Here is a 24,961-nt window from a genome sequence, read left to right as displayed (position 1 = left end):
GGGGGCCGGGGAATCCGCTCAGTCCTGCCGCGCCCCGGCGCGGATGCCCGCCATGATGAAGGTGACCAGGTAGGCGGTCTTGCGCCGCAGGTCGCCCGCCTTGACCTTGCCGGCGGAGATGCGCTCGATGCGGCTGTCGAACACGCTCGTGACCAGCGCGCCGACGGAGAACAGGTAGGCCCAGTGGGCGTAGCCGGCAGGATGGCCGGGCAGGACCTTGCGGATCGCGCGCACGAACTCCTTGGCGAAGGGGTCGAAGTAGTCGGTCACGATGCCGCGCTCGGACTCACGCGGATCCGAGGCTTCGCGCGCGACCAGCTTGGCGTAGGCGATGCCGGGCGCGCTGTCCTGGATCCGCATCACCGGTTCCACGAAGGCCCGCACGATGTGTTCGAGCGGGTCCTCCCCTTCCGCTACAGGCGCGTGCAAGGCGGCCAGGCGCGCTTCCAGCACGGTCTTGCGGCGCTCGAACAGCGCCCGGTACAGCTTGGCCTTGGTCTCGAAGTGATAGACGATCAGCGGCAGCCCGACTTCGGCCGCGGCAGCGATGTCGCGCATCGATACGCCGTCGAAGCCGCCTTCGGCGAACAGCCGCTCGGCGGCGTCCAGCACCCGCTCCCGCTTGCTTGCCTCCGGCGGTGCCGGCACCGCGCCCGGCCCGGCTGCCGCCCTTGGCGCTTTCTTGCCTTGCATGCTGTCTCCGCGAAAAGAAGTCCCGATTGTAGCGAACGATGCCGCCGCCGCGGCCGGCTCCGCTCCCGCCCCCTCCGCTTCCTTCCTCCCCCGGTTAACCCTAGTACATAAACTGACTGTACGATCGTACAGTGCGTGCACCGAATGCGCCGGCACACAGCCGGACCTGACGAGGAGAGATCGTGGCCCCCACCCCGGCATCCCTGAAGTGGCGCGTGTTGATCGGCTGCTTCCTCAGCTACCTGTTCGACGCGGTCGACATCATCATCCTGACCATCGCCATGCCGGCCATCACGGCCTCGCTGCAGATCACGCAGGCCCAGGCCGGCCTGCTGGTCACGGCCACGCTGCTGGGCATCGGCCTGAGCAGCGTGGTGATGGGGCGGCTGGCCGACACGCTGGGCCGCCGCACCGCCCTGTTGCTGTCGCTGGCGAGCTTCGGCGTGCTGACCATGGCCATCGCCGGCGCCACCGACTGGCGCCAGATCCTGGTGCTGCGCTTCCTCTCCGGGCTGGGGCTCGGCGGGGTCTGGAGCACCGCCGCCGCCCATGTCAACGAGACCTGGCCGGCACACCAGCGCGGGCGCGCCACGGCTTTCGTGCTCAGTTCCTTCTCGGTCGGGGCCAGCGTGGCCGCGGCCGCCTCGGCCTGGCTGCTGCCGGCGCACGGCTGGCGCGTGCTGTTCTTCGCCTGCGGCGCCGCGGTGGCCATCGCCATCGCCTATGTCTGGCTGCGCGTGCCGGAATCGGAGGTCTGGCTGGCGCAGCGCCGCATGAGGGTATCCACCACGGCGTCCGCCGCGGGCGCCCCGGCCGGCGCCAGCCTCGCCGAGCTGTTCGACCCGGCCTTGCGCCGCATCACCGTGCTCGGCACCGCCACCTCGGCGCTGGCCCTTGCCGCCTACTGGGGCGCGACCACCTGGCTGCCCACCTTCCTGGTCAAGGAGCGCGGCCTGGACGTGGCCACCATGGCCGGCTTCGTGGCGGTCCTCAATCTCGGCATGTTCCTCGGCTACAACGCCTTCGGGCTGCTGGCCGACCGCATCGGCAAGCAGCGCGCCATCATCGTGTCGCTGCTCGGCACCGGTCTCACGCTGCCCCTGTATGCGATGACCACCGGCCACGGCGCGCTGCTGCTGCTCGGCCCGGTGTTCGCCTTCTTCATGGCCTTCGCCGGCCTGGTCGGCGCCTATTTCGCCGAGCTGTTCCCGACCCGGCTGCGCGCCACCGGGGCCGGCTTCTGCTTCAACGTCGGCCGCGGCATCTCGGCCTTCGCGCCGCTGACGCTGGGCTCGGTGGCCGGCGTGCTCGGCTTCGCCAACAGCATCGCACTGTGCGGCGCGCTGTTCCTGCTGGCCGCCGCCGTGGTGGCCCTGCTGCCGCGCGATGCCGCCGGCGCGGGTTCCCGCCCCCGCAGCGCTGCCGGCGCACCGGCCGATGCCTCGCTCGATTCCTGATCCCCCCGACACCCTCTCCCGCCATCGCCAAGGAGCACCGCCCATGACCCGCCGCTTCGTCGACCTGTCGATCTACCTGGAAAACGATGTCGTCTCCGATCCCCCGGGCTTCGGCCCCCGGATCGAATACCTGTCGCACCGCTCCACCGCCGAGCAGGTAGCGTCCTTCTTTCCCGGGCTGCGGCCGGCCGACCTGCCCGACGGCGAAGGCTGGGCCATCGAGCAGATCCAGCTCAGCACCCACAACGGCACCCACCTCGACGCGCCGTATCACTTCCACAGCACCATGAACGAGGCGCTCGGCGAACGCGAGCGCTCGACCACCATCGACGAGGTACCGCTGGAGTGGTGCTTCCAGCCGGGCGTCAAGCTGGATTTCCGCGCCTTCGACGACGGCTACGTGGTCACCGCCGCCGACGTCGAGGCCGAGCTGGCCCGCATCGGCCACGTGCTGGCGCCGCTGGAGATCGTCGTGGTCAACACCCGCGCGGGGCAGCGCTACGGGCATCCCGACTACGTCGCGGCCGGTTGCGGCATGGGACTGGAAGCCACCATGTACCTGCTGGAGCGCGGCGTGCGCCTGACCGGCACCGATGCCTGGAGCTGGGACGCGCCCTTCGTGCACACGGCGAAGAAGTACGCGCAGTCCCACGATGCCGCGCTGATCTGGGAAGGCCACAAGGCGGGGCGCAATATCGGCTACTGCCACCTGGAGAAGCTGCACAACCTCGAGGCGCTGCCGCCGCACGGCTTCTACATCTCCTGCTTCCCGCACAAGATCCGCGGCGCCTCGGCGGGCTGGACGCGCGCCGTCGCCATCTTCGACGACGCGCTGAACGCGGCGGGCGGGTTGAGCGCGCCACGACAGGCATGACGACAGGCATGAACATGGAACTGAACCACACCCACGACGCCTCCCGCCGCAGCTGGCTGGACGAGGCCAATGCGAGCGATACCGACTTCCCGCTGCAGAACCTGCCGTTCTGCGTGTTCCGGCGCGGCAACAGCGCTGAAGCCTGGCGCGGCGGCGTCGGCATCGGCGACCGCATCGTCGACCTCGCCGCCCTGCTGCAGGCAGGCTGCCTGCGCGACCGCGCCGCCGAGGCCGCCGCCGCCGCGGCCGGGACCACGCTCAATGCCCTGCTGGAGCTGGGCCCCGCCGCCTGGCAGGCACTGCGCCACGAACTGTTCGCCCTGCTGCTGGCCGGCAGCGCCCGCGAACAGGCCGTGCAGGCCGTGCGTGCGGCGCTGGTGCCGCAGGCGCAGGCCGAGTATGCGGTGCCGGTGCGCATCGGCGACTACACGGATTTCTATACTTCGCTCGACCACGCGGTGAACTGCAGCCGCCAGCTGGGCCTGGAGGTCAGCGCCAACTTCGACTGGCTGCCGATCGCTTACCACGGCCGGGTCTCGTCGATCGGCGTCAGCGGCCAGCAGGTGTTCCGGCCGCTCGGGCAGACCCGCGCCAGGCCGGGCGCCGCCCCCGTCCACGAGCCGTGCCGCCGGCTCGACTACGAGCTGGAACTGGGCGCGGTGATCGGCACCGGCAACGCGCGCGGCACGCCGATCCCGCTGGCGAACGCCCAGCAGCACCTGTTCGGCCTGTGCCTGCTCAACGACTGGTCGGCACGCGACATCCAGGCCTGGGAGATGCAGCCGCTCGGCCCCTTCCTGGCCAAGAACTTCGCCACCACGGTCTCGCCCTGGCTGGTCACGCTGGAAGCCCTGCTGCCCTACCGTACCGGCTGGTCGCGCGCGCCGCAGCGACCGCAGCCGCTCGACTACCTGCGCTCCGAAGACAACGCCCGCGCCGGCGCCTTCGACATCCAGCTCGAAGTGTCGATCCAGAGCGCGCGCCAGCGCGCACGCGGCGGCCAGCCGCATGCGCTGACCCGCACCAGCTTCCGCCACCAGTACTGGACGCTCGGGCAGATGATCGCGCACCACACCATGGGCGGCTGCAACCTGCAGCCGGGCGACCTGCTTGGCAGCGGCACCATCTCCGGTCCCACCGCCGGCGAGGCCGGCGCGCTGATCGAGCTGACCGTGTCGGGCACGCAGCCGGTCGAGATCGGCGACGGCGAGCGGCGCGGCTTCCTGGAGGACGGCGACACCGTCGTCTTGCGCGGCTGGTGCGAACGCCCCGGCTTCGCGCGCATCGGCTTCGGCACCTGCCACGGCACCGTGGCGGCGCCACCGGCGGCCTGACAGCACGGCGCCCCCTCCGCTCCGACCGGAGGGGAACCTCCGGCGCCGCGGCCGCCATCCGCTACACTGCGGCCAGACCGACCGCCCTCCCCGCCGCGCCATGCGCCTCCGCCACCTCGAGATCTTCCATGCCGTGATGCGCACCGGCTCGCTGAGCCGTGCCGCCGAGCTCCTCTTCATCTCCCAGCCCGCCGCCAGCAAGGTGCTGGCCCACGCCGAGCGCGACCTCGGCTTCAAGCTGTTCACGCGCGCCCACGGCCGCCTGCTGCCCACGCGCGAGGCGGAACTGCTGCACGCCGAGACGGCGCACCTGTTCGCCAACCTGGAGAACGTGCGGCGGCTGGCGCGCAACCTGAAGCGGCATCCGGAGGGACACCTGCGCATCGGCTGCCTGCCCAGCCTGGGGCTGAGCCTGATCCCGCAGGCGGTGCGCGAGTTCCGCCAGCGCTGCCCCGGCGTGTCGCTGGAAGTGCAGACCCGCCACGGTGACGAACTGCTGGCACTGGTGCTGTCGCGCGAACTGGACATCGCCGTGGTATTCGATCCGCCGGCCCGCGCGGGCGTGCACGCCGCCGAGCTGGGCCGGGCGGCGGTGGTCTACCTGGGGCCGCCGGCCAGCGCGCCGGCACAGGGGCCGGTGGCGCTGGCCGGGCTCGACGACCAGCACTGGATCGGCATCGGCAACAGCGACCCGCTCGGCGGCCTGATCGCGCAGGCCTGCCACGACCTGGGGCTGGAGGAGCGCACGCCGATGGTGGAGGCGCGCACCTACTACGTGGCCGCGGCCCTGGCCGAGTGCGGCGTGGGCTACGCCCTGGTCGACCAGTTCACGGCCCAGTTCGCGCTGCGCGCCAGCAAGGAGGAACTGCTGATCCGGCCGCTGGCGCCGCCGCTGTCGGTAGGAGTGGCGGCCATCTATCCGGACGGGGCCGCTTCGTCGCACGCGCTGGACACCCTGCTGGACGTGCTGCGGACCCGCTTCGCCGAGGCGCCGGGCGACGGTGCCGGCGCGGCGTCCGCGCCGACTGCATAACCCCAGGTTATAGGGTATGCGCTAATCGTCATTTGAATCGCGGCGCCGCCTCGTCAACACTGTCGTCCTGCGTGGCCGCCCCGGCGGCCGCTGCATCGGAATGGGATTGGCACTGGTATCTAGAGGCGGGAGGCAAGACATGCGGGTATGCGTTCTGGGCGGCGGCGTGGTCGGCGTCGCCAGCGCCTATTTCCTGGCGCGCGAGGGGCATGCCGTCACCTTGCTCGAGGCGCGCGACGGGCTGGGGCTGGAGACCAGCCTTGCCAACGGCGCCCAGCTCAGCTACAGCTACGTGGCGCCGCTGGCCGATCCGTCCGTGCTGCCCAAGCTGCCCGGCTGGCTGCTCGACCCGGATTCCGCGCTGCGCTTCGTGCCCCGCCTGGACTGGCAGCAATGGCGCTGGTGCCTGGCCTTCCTGCGCGCCTGCCGCGGCAGCGTAGCCAGGCGCGTCACAGCCGAACTGCTCGGCCTGGGCCAGCTGAGCCGTGCCCGCGTGCACGAGCTGGTCGAGCGCGAGGCGCTCGCCTTCGACTACCAGCGCAATGGCAAGCTGGTGGTCTACCGCGATCCCGAGGCCTTCGCCGCCGCGCGCCGGCAACTGGCCTACCAGGCCACCCTGGGCAGCCATCAGCAAGCGCTCGACAGCGCCGCCTGCGTGGCGCTGGAGCCCGCGCTGGCCGCCCTGCGCGACAAGCTCGCGGGCGGCATCCACACACCGAGCGAGGAAGCCGGCGACTGCCATGCCTTCACCGTCGGCCTGGCCGACGCGGCCGCACGCCGCTTCGGCGCGCGCATACGCTGCGGCGTGCGTGTGGACGGGCTGCGCCGCGAAGGCCGCCGCGTGGTGGCCGCGCAGACCAGCGCGGGCGACATCGAGGCCGACGCCTTCGTGGTCTGCGCCGGCATGCGCAGCGTGTCGCTGCTGGCGCCGCTGGGCCTGCGCCTGCCGATGTATCCGCTCACCGGCTACAGCCTCACCGCGCCGGTCGACCCGGCGCGCCACCTGCCGCCCGCCCTCAGCGTGACGGACCTGCATTACAAGGTGGTCTATGCCCGCCTGGGCGGGCAACTGCGCGTGGCCGGCATGGTCGACCTGGTGGGCCGCCATGCGCGTGCCGACCAGCGCCGCATCGCCCTGCTGACGCAGCAGGCGCGCGAGACCTTCCCCGGCGGCGCTGACTTCGACGCCGCCGCCACCTGGTGCGGCGGCCGTCCGGCCACGCCGGACAGCAAACCCCTGGTCGGCGCCACGCCCTACGGCAACCTGTGGCTGAACACCGGCCACGGCGCGCTGGGTTTCACGCTGGCCTGCGGCAGCGCCACCCTGCTGGCCGATGCCATGGCCGGGCGGCCGGCCGCGCTGGACCTGTCCGCCTTCGCGCTCGGGCGCTGACGCGCTCCGCCCCTCATCGCGGTCCCATACCAGCCCCGGGCAAGCACACCAGAAACCCGCCAGCAAACCCATCATGAAACAGATCATCGACACCGCCTTGCCCCGCTCGCCCGCCCCCGTGGAATGGGCCGTGCTGGGCAACGGCATCCTGTTCACCACGCAGATCCCGCTCGGCGCCGACGGCGCCGTGGTGGCCGGCGGCATCGAGGCGCAGGCGCGCCAGACGCTGCGCAACCTGCAGCAGACCCTGGAAGCGGCCGGTGGTACCCTTGCCGACCTCACCCAGGTCGTCGTCTACGTCACCGACCGGGCCGACCTCGCCGTCTTCAACCGCGTCTATGCGGAAATGATCCCGGCCCCCTACCCCAACCGGGCCGCCATCGTCACCGCGGGCTTCGGCCGCCCGGAGATGCTGGTCGAGATCCTGGCCTACGCCGCGCCAGGCTGAAGGACCAGCGCCCACGCACCACCGCCGGCCCCCACGCCGCCCCCTCCCGGAGAGCCTCCCCCATGCCAACCTGCGACCTGCTGTTCACCCATGCCACCCTGATCGACGGCACCGGCGCCGCGCGCCGCGACGGCGCGCTCGCCGTCAGCGCGGGGCGCATCGCCGCCGTCGGCGACTGCGCCGGCTGGCAGGCCGCGCGCACCATCGACGCCGGCGGCCGCGTGCTGGCGCCGGGCTTCATCGACGTGCACACGCACGACGACAGCGCGCTGCTGGCCGATCCGGCCATGGCGGCCAAGACCAGCCAGGGCGTCACCAGCGTGATCGCCGGCAACTGCGGCATCAGCATCGCGCCGCTGGTGCCGCGCCACGGCCTGCCGCCGCCGCTGATGCTGCTGGGCGAAGCCGCCGACTACCGCTTCCCCACCGTGGCCGACTACCGGCGCGCGCTGGAAGCGGCGCCACCCAGCGTCAACGTGGGACTGCTGGTGGGCCACAGCACCCTGCGCGCCGGCGCCATGGACGACACCGCGCGCGCGGCGACAGGAGCCGAGATCGAGGCCATGGCGGCGGCGCTGGACCAGGCCCTGCGCGATGGCGGCCTGGGGCTCAGCACCGGGCTCAGCTACCCGGCCAGCCGCGCCGCGCCCACCGCCGAGGTGGTGGCGCTGGCGCGCGTGACGGCGCGCCACCCGGGCGCGCTCTACACCACCCATATGCGCAGCGAGCGCGACCAGGTCGTCGAGGCCGTGGGCGAGACGCTGGAGATCGGCCGCGAGGCGGCCATCCCGGTGGTGATCTCGCACCACAAATGCATCGGCCGCCGCAACTTCGGCAAGACCACGGTCACGCTGGGGCTGATCGACAAGGCGCTGGCCACGCAGGACGTGGCGCTCGACGTCTACCCGTACACCGCCAGCTCGACGGTGCTGCTGCCCGAGTTCGTCGGCGAGGCCGAGCGCATCATCGTGACCAGTTCGCAGCCCCATCCGGAACAGGCGCGGCGCGACCTGTCGGCGATCGCCGCCGACTGGGGCGTGTCGCTGGAGGACGCCGCCGCCCGGCTCGGCCCGGCCACCGCGATCTACTTCCAGATGGACGAGGCCGACCTGCGCCGCGTGCTGTCGCACCCGCGCACCATGATCGGTTCGGACGGCATTCCCGGCCCCTACCCGCATCCGCGCCTGTGGGGCAGCTTCCCGCGCGTGCTCGGCCACTACGCGCGCGAGCTGGGCCTGCTGACGCTGGAGGACGCGGTGCGCCGCATGACCTCGCTGCCGGCGGCGGTGTTCGGCCTGCCCGGACGCGGCGTGCTACAGGCCGGCTATGCCGCCGACCTGGTGCTGTTCGATCCCGGGCGCGTGATCGACCGGGCCGACTACGACCAGCCCTGCGAGCCCTCGGCCGGCATCGACGCCGTCTACGTCAACGGCCTGCAGGTGTGGGGGCCCGAGGGCGCGAGCGGCGCCGCCGCTGGGCAATTCCTGCACCACTGAACAGTGCGCACGGCGGGCCGCCGGGACACCCTGCACGCCCCCTGCACGCCCCCTGCGCGATACGAAACACGAAATTAGAGATTCGAGATACGAGAGGAGACTGCCTTGAAACGCCGACACTTCCTGCTGACACCCGCGCTGGGCGCCCTGGCGCTGGGCACCGCCGCCCTGGCCCACGCCGCCTATCCCGAGCGGCCCATCACGCTGGTGATCCCCTTCTCCGCCGGCGGCCCCACCGACGTGGTCGGCCGCATCGTCGCCAGCAAGGCGTCGGAGATCCTCGGCCAGCAGATCGTGGTCGATAACCGCGTGGGCGCGGCCGGCACCATCGGCATGACCGCGGTGGCACGGGCCAGGCCCGACGGCTACATGCTGGGACTGGCCACGGTCAGCACCCATGGCACCGCGCCGCACCTGCTGGCGCGGCCGCCCTATGACCCGGTCAAGGACTTCACGCCGGTGCGCAACCTGGTCAGCAGCCCCAACATCCTCAGCGTGCATCCGGGCTTTCCGGCGCACAACCTGAAGGAGTTCGTCGCCTACGTGAAGGCGCACCCCGGCAAGGAAAGCTACGCCAACGCCGGCGCGGGCGGCATCAACGACCTGGGCATGGCCTGGTTCCTGCAGCTCAGCGAAGCCAGCATGATCAGCGTGCCCTACAAGGGCTCGGCGCCGGCGCTGAACGACGCCATCGGCGGCAACGTCAAGGTGATCTTCGACAACTTCCCCTCCTCGCTGCCCTTCATCAAGGCCGGCAAGCTGCGCGCGCTGGCCATCACCGGCACCCAGCGCAACGACAAGCTGCCCGAGGTGCCGACCTTCGCCGAGCAGGGCTTCAAGGACTACGACGTCAGCGCCTGGTACGGCGTGGTGGCCCCGGCCAGGCTGCCGGCCGAGGTGCGCGCGCGGCTGGCGGACGCCTTCCAGGCCGCGCTCGACGATCCTGCCACGCGCCAGCGCCTGGTCGATGCCGGCGCCTTCCCGGTCGCCTCCGGGCCGGACGCCTTCGCGCGCCAGATCCGCCAGGAATACGAGCGCTGGGGCAGCGTGATCCGCAAGGCCGGCATCGCGCCGCAATAAGACGCGGGCCGCCGCAGCCCTATCCGGCCCCCCCCCCAGGCAACACCACAGCAAGCAGGAGCCCCCAATGACATCCGCAGCAAGCCCGGCCGCGCCCGCCAGCGCGGCTTCCCCCGGACTCCAGCCAGGCAAGCGCAACGCGGCCATCGCCGTGTTCCTCGCCGGACTGGCCATCGCCCTCTACGCCCACTTCGCCATGCCCGGCGAGACCAGCCTGTGGGGACTGGCCCCCGTGCTCGTCTTCGCCATCATCGCGCTGCTGGGGGTGGACATCGTGCTGTCCACCATTGCCGCCATCGTGCTGGGCGCGATCATGACCGGCACCACGCCGGTGGCGATGGGCAAGCTGCTGGCGGATTCGCTGGGCTCCTTCATCGCGGTGGTGGGCCTGATCATCGTGCTGGGGGCCGGCGTGGGCGAGGTGGCCGCGCGCACCGGCGCCGCCGAGCAGCTGGTGCGCGCCATCGTGCGCCGCATCGGCCTGTCCAACCAGGTGCGCGTGCGCCTGGGCATCATGGTGACGTCGACGCTGATCTGCGGCGCGCTGGGCACGCTGGCGGGCGGCAACGCCATCATCGCCGCGGTGGTGATCCCGATCGCGGCCGCGGTGCGCCTGTCGCCGCCGGCGGTCGCCGCGCTGTTCCAGACCGCGGGCTCGGCCGGCCTGGTGCTGGGACCGTTCACGCCCAACGTGGTCACGGTACTGGGCCTGACCGGCCTGAGCTACCCCGAGTACCTGATGGTGGCCGGCCTGCCGATGGCCGCCGCCACGCTGGCCAGCGGCTGGTTCATGTCCGGCCGCATCCAGAAGATGACCGAGGCGCAGCACCAGTACGAGGAAGCCGCCGACGGCAGCCGCGCCGCCTTCGACCTGTCCGCCGAGCCGCCGCGCCAGGCCGTGCGCGCCGCCTGGGCCTTCTGCCTGACCATCGTCGGCCTGGCCGCCGCCGGCGTGGTCGCCAAGGCCGGCTTCGCCTTCGCCATCATCGTCATGGTCTCCCTGGCCGCCACCACCGGCCTGGCCGGCGGCATGGGCCCGCGCGCCATCCTGCAGGCCATGTATGCCGGCGCCGGCAAGCTGATCTGGATCTTCTTCCTGTTCTGGCTGTTCAACCCGGTGCTGGTGCTGGTCGACAAGCTCAACGCCTACCATGCGCTGCTCGACCTCGCCAGCCCGCACCTGGCCGGCATCGGCGGCGCCATGCTGTGCGTGATCATCCTGTGGTTCAACGTGATCGGCCACATCCCCGGCGCGGCGGTGGCGCAGATGACTTTCACCGCCAAGATCTTCGGCCCGCTGCTGGCGGCGGCCGGCGTCGGCCCCGCGGCCACCACGGCGGTGATCCTGGGCAGCTCGCAGATCGACTGGTTCGGCCCCTTCCCCACCTCGGACATGTTCGGCCAGATGGGCCTGGCGCGCTCGACCCAGCTCAAGTACATGCTCTACAACGGCTGGGCGGTGATCGTGGTCAACCTGGCCATGTTCTCCGGGCTGTTCTTCCTGCTGGTCTGAACGGAGGAGCGGCGATGATCGATGCCATCGATGCGAACGAGGTGAAGGGTGTGAATGACGTGAACGACGTAAACGACGTGGACAACGTGGACGGCGACGCTTTCCCGCTCGGCGCGCGCCTGCCCGGGCGCGCCATGCTGCGCGCGCGCGTGGAGGCCGGCCTGGCCCCGCTGCTGGCCGCCACGCCGGCGCGCGTGGCGCTGAGCCTGCGCCTGCGCGACGGTTCGATCGTGCTGGAGCGCGCGGCGTCCTGCGCCATGCCCTCGGCCAGCCTGGTCAAGGTGCCCATCCTGCTGGCCATGCTCGAACAGGTCGGCCAGGACCGCCTGCGCCTGGCGCAGGAGATGTCCCTGGCGGGCATCGAGCGGGTCGGCGGCACCGGCATCCTGGCGCAGCTGCCGAGCGTGCGGCAGCTGACGCTGGCCGAGCTGGCACGGCTGATGATCGTGCTGAGCGACAACGTCGCCACCAATGCGCTGATCGCCCTGCTCGGCTTCGACGCCGTGAACGGCTGGTGCGAACGGGCCGGACTGGCGCAGACGCGGCTGCAGCGCCGCATGATGGATGCCGCCGCGCGCGCGGCCGGCAGCGACAACTTCACCAGCGCCGGCGACACGGCCGCGGCGCTGGGCTGGCTGCTGCGCGGCGACACGCTGCCGGCGCCGCTGCGTGCCTTCGGGCTCGCGCTGCTGGCCGACCAGCGCGAGCGCGCCCACTTCGGCGCCGCGCTGCCGGCGGCGGCGCGGCTGGCCAACAAGACCGGGCAATTGCCCGGCCTGCGCCACGATGCCGGCATCCTGACGGTGGGCGACCAGAGCGTCGTGCTGGCGGTGCTGGCCGACGGCTTCACCGACCCGCGCACCGCCCGCGAACTGCAGGGCGGCGACGGCGCCGCCCTGCTCGCCGGCGTGGCGCGCGCGGTCGCGCTGGCGCTGGAGGCAGAGCCGGAGGGCGATCCCTGCGATCCCTGCGACACGGGCAACGCAGACAACGCAGGCCAGGGGGGAAGATGATGGGTATCAAGGTAGCCGCGCTCCAGCTCGACAGCCGGCAGGATCGCCAAGCCAACCTGGCCGCGCTGGAACAGGGGATCCTGGCCGCCGCCGCCGATGGCGCCAGGTTGATCGTGACCCCCGAATACAGCGACGTGCGTGGCGATTCCGCCGCCCTGCAGGCCGCGGCCAGCACGGTGCCGGGCCCGGTCTCCGAGCGCATCGCGGCGCTGGCGCGGCGCACCGGCTGCTGGATCCACCTCGGCTCGATGCATGAACGCCTGCCGGGCGAAGCACGTCTCGGCAACAGCGGCCTGACCTTCGCGCCGGACGGCAGCCTGGCCGCGCGCTACCGCAAGGTCCATCTCTACGATGCCGTGGTCGACGGCCTGCCCTACCGCGAATCGGCCGACTTCGCGCCGGGCGACAGCCTGCAGACGGTGGCCGCGGAAGGCCTGACGCTGGGTCTCAGCATCTGCTACGACCTGCGCTTCGGCGAGCTCTACCGCACGCTGCGCGCGCGCGGCGCCGACGTGCTGCTGGTGCCGGCCGCGTTCAACGTGCACACCGGCCGCGACCACTGGGAGACGCTGCTGCGCGCCCGTGCCATCGAGAACCAGTGCTATGTGATCGCCGCCGCGCAGATCGGCGGACCGGGGCCGGGCCTGCCCTGCCTGGGCCGCAGCATGATCATCGACCCCTGGGGCACGGTGCTGGCCTGCATGCCCGACACCACCGGCCACATCACGGCCGAACTGGACCCTGCCCGCGTGGCGCGCCTGCGCGGCGCGCTGCCGGCCTGGGATCACCGCCGCACCGATCTGTACTTCGGCGGCCTGCCCGAGCGCGGCTGAAGCCGCCGAAGCCAAGCGACGCCGGCCCCGCTGCGCGCGGCGAGGGACGGCACCGCCCGCACCGGCTCAGTCCACCAGCGCCGCCCCGCGCCCGGCCAGCAGCACACGCAGCACCGAGCGGTGGCAATGGGCCTCGTCCTCGCAATAGCAGCCGATGGCGACATCGCTGCGATGCGACAGCGCGGCCAGCAGATCGAGGTCGTGCGTGGGTCCCGGCTGCGCCATCTCGGCGCGGAACTGCCTGACGAAGCCGGCCCAGCCCTTCTCGTCGTGGTTGCGCTGGGCTTCCAGCGCCTGCTTCATCAGCTCCGCGCTGGGCGCCAGGTTCGGAAACCATACGTCGTACCAGTCCTGCGCCGCGAACTCGGTCTTGGGCACGCCGCGCGGCGGGCGCCGGACCGTGCCGATGCGCAGGCCCTCGCCGGGCGCGCGCGGCGTGCCCAGCCGTACGATGCGGATTGCCATGTCTTGCTCCTCCTGTCCCTGTCGATCGGATGGCGCGGCGCAACATCCGTTCCACCCGTTGCGCGCACCGCCCGCAGATTATGCCGTGCGGCGCACGCTATGCCTGCGCCATCGCGCCGATCGCCTCCTATAATCGACTGGAACCAGCGCCAACCGGCCTCTCGCCGTGGCGTGCGACGGCAAGACATTGCAGCGCGACCGACATGACCATCGCGGACAGCCAGACCAGCGCCCCCGGCCACTACAGCGCCGAGGAAGTGCGCAAACGTGTCTTCGCCATCGTGGCGGCCTCGTCGGGCAATCTCGTCGAGTGGTTCGACTTCTACGTCTACGCCTTCTGCGCGATCTACTTCGCGCACGCCTTCTTCCCCAAGGACGATCCCACCGTCCAGTTGCTCAACTCGGCCGGGGTGTTTGCCGCCGGCTTCCTGATGCGGCCGATCGGCGGCTGGATGTTCGGCCGCATCGCCGACCGCCACGGCCGCAAGATCGCGATGGTGATCTCGGTGACGATGATGTGCGGCGGCTCGCTGCTGATCGCCTGCCTGCCCACCTACGCCAGCATCGGCGTGATGGCGCCCGCGCTGCTGCTGGTCGCGCGCCTGATCCAGGGCCTCTCGGTCGGCGGCGAGTACGGCACCACCGCCACCTATATGAGCGAGGTGGCCCTGCGCGGCCGGCGCGGCTTCTTCTCCTCCTTCCAGTACGTCACGCTGATCGGCGGCCAGCTGCTGGCGGTGCTGGTGGTGGTGATCCTGCAGCAGTTCCTCGACGAGGCCGAGCTGAAGGACTGGGGCTGGCGCATTCCCTTCGCGGTCGGCGCGGCCACGGCGGTGGTGGCCTTGTTCCTGCGCCGCTCGCTGCACGAGACCACCACCGCGGCCACGCGCGAGAGCCGCGAGGCGGGATCGCTGGCGAGCCTGCTGCGCAACCACACGGCGGCCTTCCTCACCGTGCTCGGCTTCACCGCCGGCGGCTCGCTGATCTTCTACACCTTCACCACCTATATGCAGAAGTACCTGGTCAACTCGGCCGGCATGACCATCAAGTCCGCCAGCTATGTGATGACCGCCTGCCTGTTCTTCTACATGTGCATGCAGCCGCTGTTCGGCTCGCTGTCGGACCATATCGGCCGGCGCGCCAACATGCTGCTGTTCGGCGCGCTGGGCGCCATCTTCACCGTGCCGATCCTGACCTGGCTGCAGCAGGTGCACAATCCCTTCCTGGCCTTCATCGTGATCAGCGTGGCGCTGGCCATCGTCAGTTTCTATACCTCGATCAGCGGCATCGTGAAGGCGGAGATGTTCCCGCCCGAGGTGCGCGCGCTGGGCGTGGGACTGGCCTATGCGATCGCCAACGCCATCTTCGGCGGCTCGGCCGAGTATGTCGCGCTGGGGCTCAAGACAATCGGCCACGAGACCGCGTTCTTCTGGTACGTCACCGTGATGATGGTGGTCGCCTTCCTGGTGGCGCTGCGCCTGCCGCGCCAGGCCGCCTACCTGCACCACGAGCTCTGAGGCGCGCCCGGCGGGGCCGTCAGCGCGCGCCATGTCAAACGGCGCTTGAAACTCCTGCAAACCGCGGCGGCTTGATGCGCGCGCACGGCGCGCGCACGATGCCCGTGTACCACTACGCATCCCCGGAGCCGCCATGCCATCCGAAGCCAGCCCCAAGGTCGTGTTCGACCATCTCAACCTGATCAGCCACGACAGCGCGCAGACGCGGCGCTTCTTCTCCGAGGCGCTGGGTTTCGCGCCCGGCTGGCGCCCGCCCTTCCCCTTCCCCGGCGAGTGGCTCTACCGTGGCGACGACGCCTTCGTGCACGTGGTGGAGAGCGAGGACCCGCGCGCCGGCATTGCCACGCTCGGCCATATCGCCTTCCGCACCGACGAAGCGCCGGCGGCGCTGATCGCGCGGCTGCGCGCGCTGGGCTACGCGCCGGAAGTACGCCGCGTGCCCGAGCGCGGCGATACGCAGGTGTTCGTGCGCCTCCCCGGCGGACTGCTGGTGGAGATCGACAGCGACGCCGATCCGGCCCTGCGCGATGCCCCTGTATTCGGCAGCGGCGGCAGCGGCGAGCCCTGAACGGCTCCCTGCGGTGCCGGCACAGTCATGTCTTAGTTTCAGTACAATAACGGAGTCGCCCGCCCCGACCAACGCGCCACCGCGAGTGCGAAGGCGCGCCGCATCGATCGAGCGACCGCGCCGCCGGCAGTCCAGTCCGGCGGCGACGCCACCCCCGAGGAGACCGCATTGAAACCTGCCGCCCGCCTGTGCGCGGCGCTGCTGCTGAGTGCAGCCGCGCAAGCGCACGCCGCCTATCCCGACCACCCCATCAAGCTGATCGTGCCGTTCCCGCCGGGACAGGCCACCGACATCTTCGCGCGCGCGCTGGCCGAGCGGCTGGGCAAGCAGCTCGGCCAGTCGGTGGTGGTCGACAACCGCGCCGGCGCGGGCAGCAACCTCGGCATGGAACTGGCGGCGCGCGCCGCGCCGGACGGCTATACGCTGGTGATGGCGGGCAGCGCCATGGCCATCAACCAGACGCTGTACAAGAAGCTCGCCTACGATCCCCAGCACGATTTCGCCCCGGTCTCGGGCGTGTTCTCGGTGCCGCTGGTATTCCTGGCCACGCCGGCCTCGGGCATCACCTCGCTGCGCGACATGGTGGCCAAGGCCAAGGCGGCGCCGGGCAAGTACAGCTATGCCAGCGCCGGCATCGGCGGCACCCAGCACCTCTCGGCCGAGCTGCTGAAGGCGCAGGCCGGCATCTTCATGGTCCACATTCCCTACAAGGGCAGCGGCCCGGCGCAATCTGACTTCCTCGGCAACCAGATCCCGCTGATGGTGGATTCGGTCACGGCCGCGCTGCCGCTGATCCAGTCGCAGAAGGCCGTGCCGCTGGCCGTGACCTCGTCGCGGCGCGTGCCGCAGCTGCCGAACGTGCCGACGGTGCGCGAGCAGGGCTGGCCGGAATTCGACGCGGTGGGCTGGGCCGTGCTGATGGCCCCCAAGGGCGTGCCGGCGGCCATCCTCGGCCAGCTCAATGCCGAGACCGTCAAGGCCCTGCAGAGTCCCGAACTGAAGCGATTCATCGTCGAGCGCGGCTCCGAGCCGATGCCAATGAGCCCCGACGAGACCGGCCGCTTCGTCGCCAGCGAGATCCGCAAGTGGGGGCCGGTGGTGCGGCGCTCGGGCGCGTCGGCGGACTGAGCCTGGGCGGGCCGCGCCCTGCTCAGGCGGCCGTACCCGGCGTCGGGTCTTCCCGGTCCCGCGCCGGCGCAGCGCCATGCGCATCGTCGACGCCGTCGCCCGGCGCTGCGACAACAGCGCTGGGGCCGCCGCCATCACCAGCGGCGGGCTGCGCGGCCGCCACGCTCGCCTCGAAGGCGGCCAGTGCCGCCAGCCGGTTCGGGTAGTAGAGGATGCCGGTGCTTTCCGGCGCGATGCCGCGCCGGTCCAGCCACGCCAGCAGCTGGGCGGTGCGGCCGGCGATGACGAGCTGGATGCCGCGCTTGGCCAGCGCTTCCTGCAGGTCGCGGATCGCGAGCGCGCCGGTCAGGTCCAGCGAAGCGATCGAGACCGCGTCGATCACCACCCAGCGCGGCGCCTGGGCCTCCACCAGCGCCGCCACGCGCACGCTGAAATAGTCGGCGTTGAAGAAGGTCAGCGGCGACTCGAAGCGGTAGATCAGCAGGCCGGGCACGGCCTGCGCTTCCGGGTAGTGCGCCAGTTCATAGAGTCCTTCGTGCCCGGGAATGATGCCGAACAGCTGGTCCGACGGCCGCGCCATCTGCACCAGGAAGCGCAGCAGGGCAAGGGTCACCGCCACCAGGATGCCGGACATCACGCCGAACAGCACCACGCCGGCCAGGGTGACCAGCGCGATGGCGTGCTCGGCCCGGCTGAAGCGGCGCAGCGCCATCAGCCCGCCCAGGTCGATCAGGCCGAGCGCGGAGGCCACCAGGATCGCGCCCAGCGCGGCCACCGGCACCAGCGCCAGCACATCGCCGAGCACCAGCAGCACCAGCAGCATGGCCGCGGCCGCCACCACCGAGACCAGGCGCGTGCGCCCGCCCGCCCCTTCGTTGACGACCGTGCGCGAGCTGGAGCCGCTGATGGCGAAACCCTGGCTCAGCGCGCTGACCACGTCGGCCACGCCGATGGCGAGGAACTCGCGGTTGGCATCGACGCGGTAGCCGTTGCGCACGGCGAAACTGCGGCTGGTCAGCATGCCGCTGCTGAAGGAGATCAGCGCGAGGCCGGCGGCAGCCGGCACCAATGTGCCGAGCATCTCGTGCGGCAGCGACGGCGCGACCCAGCCGGGCAGCCCTGACGGCAGGGCCCCGACCATGGCGACACCGAGCGCCTTGGCGCGGAACATCAGGCTGCCGGCGACGGCGGCCACCAGCGCGCTCAGCGCCGCCGGGCCGCGCGGCCAGAAGGCCTTGACGGTCAGGTAAAGCGCGGCGGTGCCGACCGCCACGAAGAAGGTCGGCAGGTGCACCTGGCCGGCCTGGGCGGCCAGCGAGAGAATCTGGCTGATGGCATCGCGGCCGGCCAGTGCCAGGCCGGTCACCTTGCCGAACTGGCTGATGACGATGCTGACGGCCACGCCGTTGAGCAGGCCGGTCAGGATGGGAACGGAGAGGAAATCGGCGAGGAAGCCGAAGCGGAAGCGGCTGGCCACCATGCAGAAGATGCCGGTGAGCAGGGTCAGCGAGACCGCCAGCGCCTGGTAGTCCTCGCTGCCGGCCACGGCCAGCGGCATCAGGGTGGCGGCGATCATCGCCGAGGTGGCGGCGTCGGGACCGACGATCAGCTGGCGCGACGAGCCGAACAGCGCATAGGCCACCATCGGCAGCACCGAGCTGTACAGGCCGGCGGCCGGACTGAGGCCGGCCAACTGGGCATAGGCCACGCTGACCGGCAGCGAGACGGCGGCCACCGACAGGCCCGCGGAGAGGTCGGCACGCAGATGCTGCCGCGGGTACTTCGCCAGCTCTTCCAGGCCCGGCATCAGCCGGTAGAGCGCGGGATTCATGGGCACGGGCTACGCTTGCAGGTTAAGCCCGCCATCGCGCCCGGGGCCGTCAGGCCCGCTGCGCATGGCGCGGCACAAGCGTGCATTGTAGTCCCCGCGGGCGCCGCCGCCTGCCCGCCGGCGCCCGCTGATGGCCAGGATTTTTCCGAGCCAATCCGTCCGGCAGCGCCGGAATCCGCAGGAACGGAATCAGCAGGGACGGTGGCCTGCGTTGCGGCGGCCGAACAGGGCGCGTGCGAAACCGGTCACGTCGGCCAGGCGCAGCGGCAGCAGCGGCGTGGCATGGCGCACCGCATCGCGGCCGGCATAGTGTTCGAGGAGTTGCTGGCCGACGGGCGTACGCAGGTACTTGGCATCGACTTGGTGCATGGTTTTTCCCTATGGCGTTTCTTTATTGTTCACAGTATACATATTTTTGTGCATTGCGCCAAATCCGGGCATGCCCGTGCCCCGCCAGGGTGCGCAAGACAGCACCGGGGGCGGCACGCATCGATTGAGTTGAAGCCAGGAGGCCCACCACGGCGCCTTAACGGCTTATAAAGGCCAGGAAAGGCCAGAAAGGCGCGCTAGGCGCGTACCCTGCGGCCAGGAGCCGGCCTTGGTGCCTGGCCGCCGTGCTGCGCCGCATGGCCCGCCTTCGATCTCCGCCCTCCTGTCTCCTGCCCGCGGATTCCCATCAGATCGCATAAGGTATACAGTCCTGCAGCGAACGGCCCCTGGACTGGCGCCGCCGCCTATCCGCAACCGCTACCCGACGCGACATGACCCTGAAAATCTACGGCATCCCGGCCTCCCGCGCGATCCGCCCGCTGTGGGCGGCCGAGGAACTCGGCCTGGCCTACGAGAACATCCCGCTGCACTACGCCTCGCCGGAGGTCAAGGCGGCGCCCTACCTGGAGCTGAATCCCAACGGACTGGTGCCGACCATCGAGGATGACGGCCTGGTGCTGTTCGAATCGCTGGCCATCACGCTGCACCTGGCGCGCAAGCACGCCGCGGCCGGCCTGTGGCCGGCGGATGCCGATGCGCAATCGCTGGCGCTGCAGTGGACCTTGTGGGCGGCGACCTCGGTCGAGCCGCTGACCACGCAATGGACCCAGCACAGCCGCATGCTGCCGCCCGAGCGGCGCCGGCCCGAGCTGGCGGACGAGGCCCTGCAGGCGCTCGCCCGGCGCTTCGCGGTGCTGGAGGCGCAGCTGGCGCAACGGGACTACCTGCTGGGCAAGGAATTCAGTGTGGCCGACCTGAACCTGGCGGCGGTGCTGCACCGCTTCGCGGAGCTTGGCGGCGAGCGGTATGCGGCAGCCTGGGACTGGCACCGGCGCTGCCTGGCGCGCCCGGCCGCGCGCCGGGCCTTCGCCCTGCGCGAACAGCCGGCGCGCTGAGCGCGATCAACGCCATCGGCGCGCGCTGATGGCGTCCAGGCACGTTGCGCAAGACCTGCGCGGCGCACGCGCCGCTCAGGCAGCGCGCGTAGTGGTATCGCCGACGGACAGTTCGGCCGCCTTGGCGGCGCTGTAGACATGCCGCGCGGCCAGCAGGGCCGCCAGGTCGGCGTCGCCGGCGATCACGGCCTGCAGGATCTGCGCGTGCTCATCCCAGTTCTGGCGGGCGCGCACCAGGTTGGCCGGCGCGAACAGCGCGGCGGTGCGCTCGCGCAGCGAGCGCATCATTTCCTGCAGCACGCTGTTGGCGGCGATGGTGCCCAGCACTTCGTGGAAGCGCGAGTTGAGCGCCAGCAACTGGTCGCCGCGGCCCTGGGCGGCGGCTTCGGCGCCGTCGCGCAGCACCTGCTCCAGTTCGGCCAGCAGCGCAGGATCGCGCCGCTGCGCCGCCAGCTTGGCATTGAGGCCTTCCAGCGTGGCGCGCACTTCCACCATCTCGCGCGCCACGTCCGGCGACAGCTTGGCCACCGAAGCGCCGCGGCGCGGCTCGATCACCACCAGCCCCTCGGTCGCCAGCGAACGCAGCGCCTCGCGCACCGGAATGCGCGACACGCCGAGTTCGGAAGACAGCTTGTTCTCCACCAAGCGCTCGCCCGGCTCGTACTGCCCGTTGAGGATCCGCTCGCGCAGCTTGTCGGTGACGAGCGCGAACAGCGGCGAATGGCTCGCCCCGAGACTCACGACCGCAGGCTCGGAAACAGGCCCGGACTGGGCATTGGCGCGCTTTTCTGACATGAAGGAATGACCGGGGTTGGCAGGATGCTCCGCCGCCACCCGCCAACCGCCACGCGGCGGCGCGGCTCGGCAGGTTGGGAGACATTTGCCGGTATTGTATACCAGAGATGTCAAGACATCACCCCGGCGCCGCCCCGCCCGCGCCGGCGCCGCCCCGCGACATGGCGGCATGGGCACTGTAGACATGGCGGCTGGCCAGCAGCGCCGCCAGGTCGGCGTCGCCATCGATCACCGCCTGCAGGATGCGCGCATGCTCTTCCCAGTTCTGGCGCGCGCGCGCCGCGTCGACCGGCGCGAACATCAGGAAGGTGCGCTCGCGCAGCGAGCGCACCATCTCGCGCAGCACGCTGTTGGCGGCGGTGGAGGCCAGCAGTTCGTGGAAGCTGGCATTGAGCCGCAGCAGCGCTTCGGTACGGCCGTCGGCGGCGGCCAGGCGTCCTTCACGCTGCACCGCCTCGAGCCGGGCGCCCAGCGCCGGGTCGCGGCGCTGGGCCGCCAGGCGCGCATTGAGGCCCTCCAGCGTGGCGCGCACCTCGACCAGTTCGCGGCCGATGGCATCGGGCACGCGCGTCACCGAAGCACTGCGGCGCGGCGACAGCTCGACCAGCCCCTCGGTGGCCAGCGCGTGCAGCGCCTCGCGCACCGGCACGCGCGACACGCCCAGCTCCGCCGACAGCCGCCCTTCCACCAGCCGCGTGCCCTGGGTGTAGATGCCGGCGACGATGCGCCGGCGCAGCAGTTCCGCCACCTGCGCGAAGAGGGGAATGGTGCGCAATCCGGCATCGTCGTCCGGCTGCGCGTCCAGGCCGGTTGCGATGCTTGCCTCGCCGCGAGATGGCATGGCTGCCTCGTGTCGTGGTGATTCGAAGGTCAGGAATCCGCCGGCCGGTAGCTGGAATGCGAAGCGGCGCCCCGCGCGGGGCGCCGGCGCAGGCTCAGCCGCGCTGGAAGGTGAAGCTGTCCGCGTAGATATGGTCCGGACTGGCGCCGCGGGCGACGAAGGCCGCGCGCGCATCGCGGATCATCTCGGGCGAGCCGCACAGGTAGATGGCGTACTCGGAGAGCTCGCCCGACAGTTCGCCGAGGTCTTCCAGCACGGCCGACTGCACGTAGCCGCGCCGGCCCTGCCAGTCGTCCCGCGCGCGCGAGAGCACGGGTACGTAGCGGAAATCATAGAGGCGCTCGCCCCAGCCGCGGATCTCATCGTGCAGGTACAGGTCGGACGGCTCGCGCGCGCCCCAGTAGAGCGAGACCGGCGGACAGTCGCCGTCGTCCATCAGCGCCTCGAGGATGCTCTTGATCGGTGCCAGCCCGGTGCCCGTCGCCACCATCAGCAGCGGCCGGTAGTCCTTGGCCCGGTAGAAGAAGGCGCCGTGCGGCAGCTCCACCTGCAGCGCATCGCCCGGGCGCAGCTGCTGGAGGGCGCCATCGGTGAAGGTCCCGCCGGGAATGCGGCGCACGTGCAGGTCGACCACGCCGGCGCTGGGCACCGAGGCCATCGAGAAGCTGCGCGTGCGGCCGTCGCCGGTGAGGATCTTCAGGTACTGGCCGGGCCGGTAGTCGAGCAGGCCCGCCTCGGGCACCTCCAGCTTCAGGTAGTGCACATCGCGCGAAAGCGGGCGGGCTTCGCGCACCAGCGCGTGATGGGCCACCGGCGCGGCGCAGGCCTCGTCGTCGCGCGCGGTGCTGATGACGGCGTCGCCCTGCGGCAGGGCCTGGCAGGCCAGCGCGTAGCCGGCCGCCTCTTCGTCCGGCGCCAGCCCCATCGGCAACTCCTCGTAGGCCACGGTGCCTTCGACCAGCTTGATGCGGCAGGTGCCGCAACCGCCAAGCTGGCAGTCATGGGGCAGGCAGACGCCGGCGCGTGTGGCGCCCTGCAGCAGGGTTTCGCCGGGTTCGACGACAAACGACTCGTGCGTCTCCAGGATCTGGATGCGGTAGGACATGATGGACTCGGGCGGTTTCCTGCCGGTTCAGTTCAGGCAGATGCGGGCGATGCACCGCGCCGGCGATGCCCGGCGCGGCAGGTGGGTGATGGACTGGCGGACCAGCGGACCAGCGGACCAGCGGACTAGCGGACTAGCGCTTGATGTCGGCCTGCACCAGCACCTTGAGATCCTGCGGCGCCAGCAGTTCCTGCAGCGCCTGCAGGGCGGCCAGGCCGGCCTGCGTGTCCTGCTCGCCATTGCCGCCGCTCAGGCCGATGCCGCCGACCACTTCATCGTTGACCACGATGGGGAAGCCGCCGACGAAGACGGCGAACTTGCCTTCGAAGCTCCACTGGATGCCGAAGGCCTCGTTGCCCGGCAGGGCCGGGCCGTTGGGCGCCTGGTTGAACAGGTGCGTGGAGCGCTTGTGGCCGGCGGCGGTGAACGCCTTGTTCCAGGCGATCTGCGGGCCGGTGATGCGGGCGCCGTCCATGCGCTCCAGCGCCAGCGGATAGCCGCCCTCGTCGACCACGCAGATCGATTCGAGCACGCCGATCTGTTCCGACCTGGCGATGGCCGCGGCCACCATGTGGCGCGCTTCCTTCAGTTCCAGCTTGATGGCTTTCTTCACTGCGATTCTCCTGATGCTTGGGATGCGTGCTGCCGGCGGCGTGCCGGTCAGCAGCCGCGGTAGACCGTCTTGACCTGGGTGTAGAACTCGAGCCCGGTGCGCCCCGACTCGCGGAAGGTCGAGGTACTGGAGCGCTTGAGGCCGCCGAAGGGCGCGTTCACCAGGTTGCCGGTGGTGGTGCGGTTGATCTTCACGGTGCCGGCCTCGATGTCGGTGGCGAAGTGGTGGATGTAGCGCGGATCGGCCGTCACGATCGCCGCGGACAGCCCGTATTCGGTGTCGTTGGCCTTGGCGATGGCATCGGCGTAGCCGTTGAACTCGATGATGGCGATCACCGGCCCGAAGATCTCTTCGCGGGCGATGCGCATCGACTGCGTCACGTCGGTGAAGACCGCTGGCGACACGTAGTAACCCTGGTCGAAGCCGGGGCCGGTGAGCCGCTCGCCGCCGCACAGCAGCGTGGCCTCGGCCTTGCCGGTCTCGATGTAGGACAGCACGGTCTCGAGTTGCCTGCGCGTGGCCAGCGGGCCGAGGTCCATGCCCGGCGTCATGCCGCTGCCGATCTTGAGGGCCTGCACGCGCGCCAGCAGCTTCTGCGTGTACTGCGCCTTGACGGCCGCCGCCACCAGCACGCGGCTGGTGCCGGTACAGGCCTGGCCGCTGAGCGAGAAGCCGCCCTTGATGGTCAGGTCGACCGCCTTGTCGAGGTCGGCATCCTCCATCACGATCAGCGGGTTCTTGCCGCCCAGTTCCATCTGCGTGCGCGTGGTCAGCGGCACGGCGCGGTGGATCTGTTCGCCCGCGCGGGTCGAACCGGTGAAGGAGATCGCACGCACCGCCGGGTGCTCGGTGATGCCGGGTCCGATCTCGGCGGCGCTGCCGGTGACGAAGTTGAGCACGCCCTTGGGCAGCCCGGCCTGGACCAGCGCTTCGGCCAGGCGGTAGCCGGACAGCGGCGCATCCGAGGACGGCTTGAACACCACGGTGTTGCCGGCGATCAGCGCCGGCGCGATCTTGCGCGCGGGAATCGACACCGGGAAGTTCCACGGCGCGATCACGGTGACCACGCCGAGCGGCTCGCGCTGGCTGTAGACCACCATCTCGGGATCGTCGTTCGGATAGGTCTCGCCGGTGAAGGTCTGCCCTTCCACCGCATAGAAGCGCAGGGTCTGCGCCGAGCGCAGGACCTCGTCCTTGCTCAGCGAGAGCGCCTTGCCTTCCTCGCGCGTCAGTTCCTCGGCGATGCCGGCGGCATTGGCCTCGAGGTGATCGGCGGCGCGGTTCAGGATCGCGGCCCGCTTGCTCACCGGCGTGCGGCGCCAGGCATCGAAGGCGGCCGCGGCGGCGGCCACGGCGGCCTGGGCGTCCTCGGCGCAGGAGGCCTGGAAGCGGCCGACGATGTCCGCGACGTCAGCCGGATTGACGTTGTCGAAGGTCCGGCCGGAACGGCTCCTGGTCCATTCGCCGTCGATGTGGTTGAAGAACTCGTCTTGCTGTCCGACAGTCATGATGCAAACCCTGGAAATCGATGGGATCGGCGCCCCGC

Annotated in this window: 24 protein-coding genes; 15 read left to right on the top strand and 9 right to left on the bottom strand. The window is 71.2% G+C overall.

Annotated features, from left to right (window positions below):
• Positions 1-18 precede the first annotated feature (18 nt).
• Positions 19-693 carry a TetR/AcrR family transcriptional regulator gene (locus BKK79_RS29715; RefSeq protein WP_071021359.1) on the bottom strand — a complete coding sequence of 225 codons (675 nt, stop codon included), beginning with the start codon at positions 691-693 and terminating at the stop codon, positions 19-21.
• 182 nt (positions 694-875) lie between these two features.
• Between BKK79_RS29715 and BKK79_RS29710 the strand changes: the two genes are divergently transcribed.
• The 11 genes from BKK79_RS29710 (at position 876) to BKK79_RS29660 (ending at position 13,167) form a co-directional block, all read left to right on the top strand.
• On the top strand, positions 876-2,150 hold the full coding sequence (locus BKK79_RS29710; RefSeq protein ID WP_071039602.1) for an MFS transporter: 1,275 nt from the start codon (positions 876-878) through the stop codon (positions 2,148-2,150).
• A 43-nt stretch (positions 2,151-2,193) separates the two neighbouring features.
• Entirely contained in the window at positions 2,194-3,024 is an 831-nt protein-coding gene (locus BKK79_RS29705; protein WP_071021364.1) for a cyclase family protein, read from the top strand.
• 14 nt (positions 3,025-3,038) lie between these two features.
• Positions 3,039-4,358, top strand: coding sequence for a fumarylacetoacetase (fahA, locus tag BKK79_RS29700; protein WP_084085667.1), 1,320 nt, complete (start codon positions 3,039-3,041; stop codon positions 4,356-4,358).
• Between the two features lie 100 nt (positions 4,359-4,458).
• Positions 4,459-5,391, top strand: a complete 933-nt coding sequence (locus BKK79_RS29695) for a LysR family transcriptional regulator (protein ID WP_071039600.1) — start codon at positions 4,459-4,461, stop codon at positions 5,389-5,391.
• A gap of 139 nt (positions 5,392-5,530) precedes the next feature.
• Entirely contained in the window at positions 5,531-6,784 is a 1,254-nt protein-coding gene (locus BKK79_RS29690) for a D-amino acid dehydrogenase (protein ID WP_071039599.1), read from the top strand.
• Positions 6,785-6,857: 73 nt separating this feature from the next.
• Complete coding sequence (locus BKK79_RS29685) at positions 6,858-7,232, top strand: RidA family protein (RefSeq protein WP_071021375.1); 375 nt, start codon at positions 6,858-6,860, stop codon at positions 7,230-7,232.
• Positions 7,233-7,294: 62 nt separating this feature from the next.
• Entirely contained in the window at positions 7,295-8,728 is a 1,434-nt protein-coding gene (locus BKK79_RS29680) for an N-acyl-D-amino-acid deacylase family protein (RefSeq protein ID WP_071039598.1), read from the top strand.
• A 105-nt stretch (positions 8,729-8,833) separates the two neighbouring features.
• Positions 8,834-9,808: a Bug family tripartite tricarboxylate transporter substrate binding protein gene (locus BKK79_RS29675; protein WP_071039597.1), complete on the top strand. Its 975-nt coding sequence runs from the start codon at positions 8,834-8,836 to the stop codon at positions 9,806-9,808.
• 67 nt (positions 9,809-9,875) lie between these two features.
• Positions 9,876-11,321, top strand: coding sequence for a gluconate:proton symporter (locus BKK79_RS29670; protein WP_071021384.1), 1,446 nt, complete (start codon positions 9,876-9,878; stop codon positions 11,319-11,321).
• A 14-nt stretch (positions 11,322-11,335) separates the two neighbouring features.
• A complete protein-coding gene (locus tag BKK79_RS29665) occupies positions 11,336-12,334 on the top strand; it encodes a serine hydrolase (protein WP_198173342.1) in 999 nt (332 codons plus the stop codon).
• Positions 12,331-13,167: a carbon-nitrogen hydrolase family protein gene (locus tag BKK79_RS29660; RefSeq protein WP_084085325.1), complete on the top strand. Its 837-nt coding sequence runs from the start codon at positions 12,331-12,333 to the stop codon at positions 13,165-13,167. Before BKK79_RS29665 ends, BKK79_RS29660 begins: the two co-directional genes overlap by 4 nt.
• A gap of 66 nt (positions 13,168-13,233) precedes the next feature.
• Here BKK79_RS29660 and BKK79_RS29655 read toward each other — a convergent pair whose 3' ends face one another.
• Positions 13,234-13,632: a DUF488 domain-containing protein gene (locus BKK79_RS29655; RefSeq protein WP_071021387.1), complete on the bottom strand. Its 399-nt coding sequence runs from the start codon at positions 13,630-13,632 to the stop codon at positions 13,234-13,236.
• Between the two features lie 203 nt (positions 13,633-13,835).
• Here BKK79_RS29655 and BKK79_RS29650 point away from each other — a divergent pair, with 203 nt between their 5' ends.
• From BKK79_RS29650 to BKK79_RS29640, 3 genes are all read left to right on the top strand, one after another.
• Positions 13,836-15,149, top strand: a complete 1,314-nt coding sequence (locus BKK79_RS29650) for an MFS family transporter (protein WP_071021389.1) — start codon at positions 13,836-13,838, stop codon at positions 15,147-15,149.
• A 133-nt stretch (positions 15,150-15,282) separates the two neighbouring features.
• Positions 15,283-15,717, top strand: a complete 435-nt coding sequence (locus BKK79_RS29645; RefSeq protein ID WP_198173341.1) for a VOC family protein — start codon at positions 15,283-15,285, stop codon at positions 15,715-15,717.
• A 168-nt stretch (positions 15,718-15,885) separates the two neighbouring features.
• Positions 15,886-16,845 (top strand): tripartite tricarboxylate transporter substrate binding protein, encoded by a 960-nt coding sequence (locus BKK79_RS29640; RefSeq protein ID WP_071021392.1) that lies wholly within the window; start codon positions 15,886-15,888, stop codon positions 16,843-16,845.
• 22 nt (positions 16,846-16,867) lie between these two features.
• Here the strand turns inward: BKK79_RS29640 and BKK79_RS29635 are convergent, their stop codons facing one another.
• The gene (locus BKK79_RS29635) at positions 16,868-18,676 is read right to left on the bottom strand and encodes a SulP family inorganic anion transporter (protein WP_071039596.1); all 1,809 of its coding nucleotides are present in this window, start codon (positions 18,674-18,676) and stop codon (positions 16,868-16,870) included.
• Positions 18,677-18,865: 189 nt separating this feature from the next.
• Positions 18,866-19,045, bottom strand: coding sequence for a hypothetical protein (locus tag BKK79_RS29630; protein WP_071021398.1), 180 nt, complete (start codon positions 19,043-19,045; stop codon positions 18,866-18,868).
• A gap of 392 nt (positions 19,046-19,437) precedes the next feature.
• Here BKK79_RS29630 and BKK79_RS29625 point away from each other — a divergent pair, with 392 nt between their 5' ends.
• A complete protein-coding gene (locus BKK79_RS29625) occupies positions 19,438-20,061 on the top strand; it encodes a glutathione S-transferase family protein (RefSeq protein ID WP_071039595.1) in 624 nt (207 codons plus the stop codon).
• 75 nt (positions 20,062-20,136) lie between these two features.
• Here the strand turns inward: BKK79_RS29625 and BKK79_RS29620 are convergent, their stop codons facing one another.
• The 5 genes from BKK79_RS29620 to BKK79_RS29600 all read right to left on the bottom strand — a co-directional run bounded on the left by BKK79_RS29620 (position 20,137) and on the right by BKK79_RS29600 (position 24,923).
• Positions 20,137-20,856: a GntR family transcriptional regulator gene (locus BKK79_RS29620; RefSeq protein WP_071021403.1), complete on the bottom strand. Its 720-nt coding sequence runs from the start codon at positions 20,854-20,856 to the stop codon at positions 20,137-20,139.
• Positions 20,857-20,974: 118 nt separating this feature from the next.
• Entirely contained in the window at positions 20,975-21,697 is a 723-nt protein-coding gene (locus BKK79_RS29615) for a GntR family transcriptional regulator (protein ID WP_084085323.1), read from the bottom strand.
• 94 nt (positions 21,698-21,791) lie between these two features.
• Entirely contained in the window at positions 21,792-22,802 is a 1,011-nt protein-coding gene (locus BKK79_RS29610; protein WP_071021405.1) for a 2Fe-2S iron-sulfur cluster-binding protein, read from the bottom strand.
• A 133-nt stretch (positions 22,803-22,935) separates the two neighbouring features.
• The gene (locus BKK79_RS29605) at positions 22,936-23,415 is read right to left on the bottom strand and encodes a GlcG/HbpS family heme-binding protein (protein ID WP_071021408.1); all 480 of its coding nucleotides are present in this window, start codon (positions 23,413-23,415) and stop codon (positions 22,936-22,938) included.
• A 47-nt stretch (positions 23,416-23,462) separates the two neighbouring features.
• Positions 23,463-24,923 carry an aldehyde dehydrogenase family protein gene (locus BKK79_RS29600; protein ID WP_071039594.1) on the bottom strand — a complete coding sequence of 487 codons (1,461 nt, stop codon included), beginning with the start codon at positions 24,921-24,923 and terminating at the stop codon, positions 23,463-23,465.
• Between the last annotated feature and the right edge of the window lie 38 nt (positions 24,924-24,961).

The sequence above is a fragment of the Cupriavidus sp. USMAA2-4 genome, from assembly GCF_001854305.1.
GTDB classification, from domain to species: Bacteria; Pseudomonadota; Gammaproteobacteria; order Burkholderiales; family Burkholderiaceae; genus Cupriavidus; species Cupriavidus malaysiensis.
The sequence above is the reverse complement of the archived record's forward strand: the minus strand, read 5'-3'. Positions and strand labels throughout refer to the sequence as shown.

Bases quoted from the DNA above. Each gene is read 5' to 3' on its own strand.
- BKK79_RS29670 (WP_071021384.1), top strand. From the start codon at position 9,876: ATGACATCCGCAGCAAGCCCGGCCGCGCCCGCCAGCGCGGCTTCCCCC.
- BKK79_RS29600 (WP_071039594.1), bottom strand. From the start codon at position 24,923: ATGACTGTCGGACAGCAAGACGAGTTCTTCAACCACATCGACGGCGAA.
- BKK79_RS29610 (WP_071021405.1), bottom strand. From the start codon at position 22,802: ATGTCCTACCGCATCCAGATCCTGGAGACGCACGAGTCGTTTGTCGTC.
- BKK79_RS29645 (WP_198173341.1), top strand. From the start codon at position 15,283: ATGCCATCCGAAGCCAGCCCCAAGGTCGTGTTCGACCATCTCAACCTG.
- BKK79_RS29690 (WP_071039599.1), top strand. From the start codon at position 5,531: ATGCGGGTATGCGTTCTGGGCGGCGGCGTGGTCGGCGTCGCCAGCGCC.
- BKK79_RS29680 (WP_071039598.1), top strand. From the start codon at position 7,295: ATGCCAACCTGCGACCTGCTGTTCACCCATGCCACCCTGATCGACGGC.
- fahA (WP_084085667.1), top strand. From the start codon at position 3,039: ATGGAACTGAACCACACCCACGACGCCTCCCGCCGCAGCTGGCTGGAC.
- BKK79_RS29705 (WP_071021364.1), top strand. From the start codon at position 2,194: ATGACCCGCCGCTTCGTCGACCTGTCGATCTACCTGGAAAACGATGTC.
- BKK79_RS29695 (WP_071039600.1), top strand. From the start codon at position 4,459: ATGCGCCTCCGCCACCTCGAGATCTTCCATGCCGTGATGCGCACCGGC.
- BKK79_RS29650 (WP_071021389.1), top strand. From the start codon at position 13,836: ATGACCATCGCGGACAGCCAGACCAGCGCCCCCGGCCACTACAGCGCC.
- BKK79_RS29665 (WP_198173342.1), top strand. From the start codon at position 11,336: ATGATCGATGCCATCGATGCGAACGAGGTGAAGGGTGTGAATGACGTG.
- BKK79_RS29635 (WP_071039596.1), bottom strand. From the start codon at position 18,676: ATGAATCCCGCGCTCTACCGGCTGATGCCGGGCCTGGAAGAGCTGGCG.
- BKK79_RS29715 (WP_071021359.1), bottom strand. From the start codon at position 693: ATGCAAGGCAAGAAAGCGCCAAGGGCGGCAGCCGGGCCGGGCGCGGTG.
- BKK79_RS29620 (WP_071021403.1), bottom strand. From the start codon at position 20,856: ATGTCAGAAAAGCGCGCCAATGCCCAGTCCGGGCCTGTTTCCGAGCCT.
- BKK79_RS29630 (WP_071021398.1), bottom strand. From the start codon at position 19,045: ATGCACCAAGTCGATGCCAAGTACCTGCGTACGCCCGTCGGCCAGCAA.
- BKK79_RS29685 (WP_071021375.1), top strand. From the start codon at position 6,858: ATGAAACAGATCATCGACACCGCCTTGCCCCGCTCGCCCGCCCCCGTG.
- BKK79_RS29660 (WP_084085325.1), top strand. From the start codon at position 12,331: ATGATGGGTATCAAGGTAGCCGCGCTCCAGCTCGACAGCCGGCAGGAT.
- BKK79_RS29625 (WP_071039595.1), top strand. From the start codon at position 19,438: ATGACCCTGAAAATCTACGGCATCCCGGCCTCCCGCGCGATCCGCCCG.
- BKK79_RS29615 (WP_084085323.1), bottom strand. From the start codon at position 21,697: ATGCCATCTCGCGGCGAGGCAAGCATCGCAACCGGCCTGGACGCGCAG.
- BKK79_RS29655 (WP_071021387.1), bottom strand. From the start codon at position 13,632: ATGGCAATCCGCATCGTACGGCTGGGCACGCCGCGCGCGCCCGGCGAG.